The organism is Mucilaginibacter sp. P2_A5 (assembly GCF_056404995.1).
Map to the genome: position 1 here is coordinate 1 of NZ_JBFUCY010000065.1, position 6,567 is coordinate 6,567.

The window sequence follows — 6,567 nt, forward strand, 5'->3', positions numbered from 1 at the left end:
TCTTTGAGCAGTCTTTGAGCAGTTCAACCTTGCGCTCCTCTGCACGGTCAAAAGCAGCGGCACCCAGGCAGCCATTGTCATGATGCACACACCCTCCATTCAGTTTTACTGTTTTTCCGTTAAGCTGAAACCCGTTTTCCGTAGTAAATTTGATGGAACGTATGCCAAACCCGGTCGCTGTTTGGTCAACTATTTTTTTATTTTGTAATACCTGTATCCGGGCACTATATAAATGCGGCGTTTCCGGCGCCCATAACATAGGGGCTGATACCGAAATTGTTTGAGCAATTTCCTTTTCGCTGTTAGCAGCCACGTCAACAGTTACTTGTTTATTGCCTGCGTTTTTAGCGTTTGGCCCTTTCAGCAAGGTACTAAGCACCAGATGTTGAGGCGACCCGGTTTCGTTTTTAATTAATGTTTTAATTTGAACGGTTGCTTTTTTTGCAGACACATCGGGAGTGGCAACTGCAACTCCCCACTCGGCTATATGCACAGCATCGGTAACATTCATCCAAACGTGGCGATAGATACCAGAACCACTGTACCACCTGCTGTTCAATTGCTGCGAATTATCTACCCTTACCGCTATTACATTTTCATTATTAAAATCCAAAAAAGGTGAAAGGTCATAGCTAAATGACGAATAGCCATAAGGGTAAATGCCAAGTGATTTCCCGTTAATAAAAACTTCAGAATTCATATAAACCCCTTCAAAATAAATGGACACTTTTTTGCCTTTCCATTCGGCCGGGGCTTTGAAAGCTTTCCGGTACCAGCCTACTCCTGCAGGAAAGTATCCACCGGAGCCGCCCATCGGATTTTTAGGACTTATTTTCCCTTCGATACTCCAATCGTGCGGTAAATCAAGGTTTCGCCAACTCATATCACTAAAATCCCTTGATTTTGCAGACATAGTATCTCCCTGAAAAAATTTCCAGTTATTATCAAATAATTGCTTTCGCTCAGTTTTATCAATACCCTGACCATAGCAGGCAATGTTCCCTGCCAAAAACAGCAGGACTGTAACTATTGCGCCAACATGCCATGTAATTTTGTTTGTATTATTTTGTTTCATATTGATTTATACTTTTTTGAAGTAACGAGATCCTAACTTTATAACAACCGCATCTTATTTAAGGCTCAACTAGTTATCAATCGAGCTCAGATAAGAGATCTTATCCTGCTATTTAACCGGCGTAAATTTGTACAGAACCACTCCATGCATCGGAACCTTCACCGAAAGAGCCTCTTTGTCCGCATGGATTGTTGTAATATCTTTCTGACGCCAAAGATCACGCACCTTTTGCTTTCCTGAAATACCAAGCTTCTTCAGGTCCTTGTAAGAGATATCCACGTTCTCCAGACCGAAATTGCAAAAGCCTACTGCACGACTGCCATCCTCCAATTCTTTTACATAAATGCGCAGATCTCCGATAGTCTGAACACAGGTAGCCTGTTTGCCAAGAGCATCCTGATTAACAGCAATAACTTCATCGTTTGTTAATAAATTCAGGGTAAAGGCATCCAGCTTTTCCATATCGCAACCAATTAGCAGAGGCGCAGAGAAAAGGCTCCAAAGGCTGAAGTGAAGATACTGCTCATCTGGTTTAAGCATGGTGGGATGCGGGCTACCCCAGCCTACTGTTCCTACAACCAGCATATCCGGATCGTTCCAGTTACCGGGTTTAGCCCAGGCTGCAGACTGATCCTGAGCTAATGCAATACTTTTAACGTTGGACCAGTTGTCTGTTATATCATTCGTTGTACGCCAGGTGTTTCCACCTACCGAACCGCCCCATTTCCAAACATCTGACATTCCGTACTGACACAAGCTGAAAACAATGTCGCGGGGTTGCTGACGGATATAATCTCCCATTAGTTTGTATGGTTTGACGGCGGTAGACAATTGATAACCTCCATTGTAAGATATTAAGTTTACTTTGTTTGGGTCGTTATCAGGTATTCCATTTAGCACTCCTCCATAGCTGCACCAATCGTATTTCAGGTAATCGAAACCCCATTTGGCATAACTTTCGGCATCTTGCCGCTCATAACCATAGCTACCGGCACCGCCATCACAGGTCCAGGGACCAGGACTGGAATAAATGCCGATCTTTAAACCTAAGCCATGCACATAGTCTGTCAGAGATTTCATATCTCCAAACCTTTTATTAGGAACTATATTACCAGCTTCGTCCCGGAACTTACCTTGCTGGGAAGGATCTTTCGAATCGCGGTTATTTTGCCAGTAGTCGTCAATATTTACGTAATTCCATCCGTAATTTACAAGTCCGGTTTTCACCATTACTTCCGCAGCGCGCTTGACTTTCTCAGCAGAAACCTCTCCAGCGAAACAATTCCAACTATTCCAACCCATCGGCGGGGTAAGTGCAATTTTATCACCACAGATAATGCGTAAACTTTTTTCGGCTATACCTTTCGCATTCTTTGCCTTCAATTGAATAACGTAAGTGCCGGCTGTTACAAGCTTGCCAGCGATAACTCCTGTTTTTTGATCCAGCTTTAGCCCCTGAGGCAAGCCGGCAACCATAAAGGTCATTGGCCGGTCTCCGGTGGCAGGTATCCTGAACTGAAACGGCGAGCCCGGGCGGACACCGAAAACGCTTGCGCTATTAATCTTCGGTTTTGCCGATGGCTTAGGGGTAAGAATGTAGGGCTCACTTGGGACAGGGTAATAAGTAGCAAAACTTGCCACACCGATCGCCTCAAATTTTGCATCTGCCCAGTCGGCGTGATTGTTGTGCCCTATCTCTGTTACCCGCAGCTCAAGTTTTTTCACACCCGAAAGTTTCACATTACATCGCCGGGCAGTATCGCCTGCATGCATTACACCGCTCGACCAAAGCTTCGCTCCATCGCCGAATACAATAAACTCTACGGCGGGCTGATGTTGTTTCACCTCATCATCAATACCAACCTGCGCGGTAAACGAATTTGCCTTACCATCGAGCTGAATAAAAAGAGAGCTTTCTGCGTGTGTGCCGAAGCCACGCTCAAAGGTTTTGCCTGCGATGGTCATGATGTTGCCATCAACCGACCTGTTTTTTTTAGGTATGCCCCAGCCCTGTGTAGCTGTGCTGAGATCCAATTTATCTAACCAAACAGTTTGTGCGAAAAGAGTACTTATGCTTCCTAAGCTGAAGATAATAGCAAAGAAAAGAGTAAATATGCTTTTACTTGCTGTATTCATTTTTAATTTATAATTGATAGGATGCGCTGGCTCGGCTGTATTAATGGTTTGTATAATCGGATTTTGAGCCTGCGTCCCCGCTGCAGCAAAAAGAGCTATTACCTGCAATACTTTCTTTCTGATTTTCATTGTTGTCCTAAATTTCTGTGTGTATGTGTATATTATATATGATGTACTGGTCGAAGAAGCTGGCTTTCCCGCCCAATAGTTAACCACCCTCCCATTAAAAAAATATTGATATCAAATGGAACCTTTTATATGAAAAAAGTCAAAGTCAGCCGCTCCCCCTATACTTTTTGTAGCATAATTAAACAAAGCAAAACGATAGCCCATGAAATGCGGGAAGGTATAGGCCATTTTTAATTGTGTGCCCAATGGTATCCACGTTTTCCCGTCCAGGCTATAAAAAAAATCTGCCACGTCTTTCCTGTTCGTAAAATTGCATTCCGCTTTAAAGTACACTACCTTTTGGTTTAAGGGGATTGTTTGTGCTTCTACAGGTTTTCCGGTGCTTGCATTGATCATGATGATAGCTTTGCTATCCCCGGTTATTTTGACACCKGCCAGCCCGTAATTTTKTTGCAAAAGGCCCAGACCCGCAAAATCACCATCTTTCATRTTAGAAATRTCGAGCGAARCTGTGCCGGAGCATACCGGGCCAATAGTGCGTTGTGTCAATGAATTTCGTGCCGCCAGGAAATTGGTGTCAATCCTGCCGGTGCTGAGCCGTAAATACCCTTTCCGCGCGGTAACAGACCACAAGCTATTATCYGGRTTATGGTTCCATTGCCAAACCGGTGGTAATGCCCGTTCGCCTTTATTACGGGTAAACTCGTCTGAAGCAACAATGCCCGGGATCAAACCTTTACCGGCCGGCAGGTCGAGTGTATCGGTCACTTTGCCATTGATGCCCAAAACGGGCCATCCATCCACCCACTTTACAGGGACCAAATAGGGAATACGGCCCACCGAGCCATAATCACGGAACAAATAAGAATACCAGGCCCCATTTGGCGCTTCAACCAATCCGCCTTGCGCCACACCCAGGTCCTGGAGGCCAATTCGTCCTTCATACGGGCCGGTGATCTTATCTGCCCGGTGTATGATAACAGTGCGTACGTGGCCCGGTGGCCATGTAATATTGAAAAGATAATATTTGCCTTTTATCTTAAACAGCTGAGAGCCCTCCGGACCGAGGCCGGTACCGCCCGAAGGCACGTTTGCTTTTTTAATGATAACCCGGTCCGTTCCGCCAGGTTTTATACCGGAAAGATCGTCCTTTAATTCAACTAACCTTAAATCTCCGCTCCCGGCAATCATATACGCTTTTCCGTCATCATCAAAAAACAAGGAGTGATCACCCAGGTCGGGGGCAAATGACCTGGCTTTCCATGGGCCTTTTTCGATATTTTTAGTGCTGTAAATGTGCATTTTGCCGGTATTTGCAGAAAATGTGCTTACATAATAGGTGCCATTATGGAAACGGATAGAACTTGCCCACGAACCCTCCCCATACATGTTTTTGCCATTTGTGAGATTTGTTGCGTCAATGTTTGCTAAAGTATCGTATGCATAACCTACCGTCTTCCAGGTCACCAGGTCGTCCGACTTCATAATCGGTACACCGGGACTCATGTGCATGGTTGTACTGCTCATATAATAGCTATCGCCTACACGTTCTATGGATATGTCTGGTACATCCGCGTAAATAATGGGATTAGTGGCTTTTTGCGCGTATAAACACGGCGCTGTAAGCGTGATAATTAAGGCCGTTATCCATAACCTGTAAATCGCATTTCTCATATTCACAATTGGTTCTTTTTGTCCTGGTATTCTTACCTGGTTTTATTATTTAGTTTCTTACCTGGTTTCAATTATTTGGTTAACGTATTTATTTGAAGCATACTTACGGAGTAGGCATCGAATGTTCTTGTAAATTTTTTACCGATCCCGCTTACCTTACTGGTAACCGGAACTATTCTTTTGGGATCGCTGATCGTGTTCGTATCTTCAGGTTTATCACCTTTTATTACTACCTGGGTACCTTCTGGTGACAAATTTCCAGCCCCCTTTAAATCAATGTCGACCTGCTGCGGCTTTCCTGTTGTATTTACTACTTTAAGGAACAGTTTTCCCGTTTTGGTGTCCTTGGTAGCTACATAAAACATGCCTGGTATAGGTTGGGGCATTTTGTTGGTGGCACTGTCCTGTTTGGTGGCAGGCCTGGTTTGGGTAGGGATATTGGCGCCCGCTATAGGCACCACTTTATTGCCGATATAGCTGTTAAACATTACTTGTACATAGTACGAGGGCGAACCAAAACTTGTCAATGCATCATAACCTATCAGGTTTGATTCCCATTGCCATGCTTTCGGCACGGTTGCGGTAGCCTTGTTTACATTTGCAAATAAAGGCGCATAGCATGAGCGGATAACCAGGTCCGAATTGCGTTCCATACCTGTCATCCACGCGGCATCACCGAGGGCAGCATTCAAAGTGGTGGTGGGCATGCCTTCCGTTGTTGCCCATTCACCTACAAACACTTTATATCCATTGCGGTCGTAGTTATCATAATGGGCTGCATCCTCTTCCATCCCCCAGGCATTGCGGTAGTAATGTTCATCTACAATTTCGGGCTTGCGGATCGTTAATTTACCCCTGCTCCCAAGCCAGTCCTTGCCGCCCATGCTTGCAATACAGTGAAGGTTAGGGTATTTGGCTTTAATGGCATCATAAAACTGGGCGTAACGTCCGTCATAGCTGCCAGACTCGTCAAACCCGTCTTCATTACCAATCTCCACATAGCTGAGTTTAAAAGGCGCCGGGTGCCCGTCTGCAGCACGCTTAGCGCCCCAGTAGGTATGTACGTCGCCCGTAACATATTCAATCTCATCCAGCGCATCATCTACATAGGGCTTTAAAAGCGGGCCTGCGTCCACATGGTCGCCATCAAGTGAATAGCCTGCATAAACGGCAAGCAGCGGTTCCATCTTCAGGTCTTCGCACCATGCTAAAAATTCAAGTAAGCCCATTCCGTCACTCGGGCGGTAGCCCCATGAGCCGGTATGGCCGGGACGATTTTCAAGCGCGCCTAAAGTGGTTTTCCATGGGAAGGCATCAGTTAGTTTCGGACCTTCGAGGAAATTACCGCCGGGAAAACGTAAAAAACGGGGTTTCATATCGGCCAGTAATTTCATGATGTCTACCCGGTTCCCATTCGGGCGGTTATGATAGGTTGGCGGAAATAAAGAGACGAGGTTAAAATAATAAACCCCGGTGCGGTTTGTCGAAATAACAAAACGAGCGTCAGATGTTGGTTTAACACCGGCGCCTGTTATTAATTTGAGTTCATATTT

General features: G+C 45.2%; 4 protein-coding genes. All 4 read right to left on the reverse strand.

Translation table 11 applies throughout. From position 1 onward, the window contains the following. Window positions 1-1,075, reverse strand: a 1,075-nt coding sequence (locus AC1DXF_RS29215; protein ID WP_477452216.1) for a glycoside hydrolase family 2 protein, incomplete at its 3' end; no start/stop codon positions are given. A gap of 108 nt (window positions 1,076-1,183) precedes the next feature. Then, a complete protein-coding gene (locus tag AC1DXF_RS29220) occupies window positions 1,184-3,340 on the reverse strand; it encodes an NPCBM/NEW2 domain-containing protein (RefSeq protein ID WP_477452217.1) in 2,157 nt (718 codons plus the stop codon). Between the two features lie 111 nt (window positions 3,341-3,451). Further along, window positions 3,452-5,014, reverse strand: coding sequence for a glycoside hydrolase family 43 protein (locus AC1DXF_RS29225; protein WP_477452218.1), 1,563 nt, complete (start codon window positions 5,012-5,014; stop codon window positions 3,452-3,454). Window positions 5,015-5,085: 71 nt separating this feature from the next. After that, a partial coding sequence (locus tag AC1DXF_RS29230) for an alpha-L-arabinofuranosidase C-terminal domain-containing protein (protein ID WP_477452219.1) occupies window positions 5,086-6,567 on the reverse strand: 1,482 nt, incomplete at its 5' end.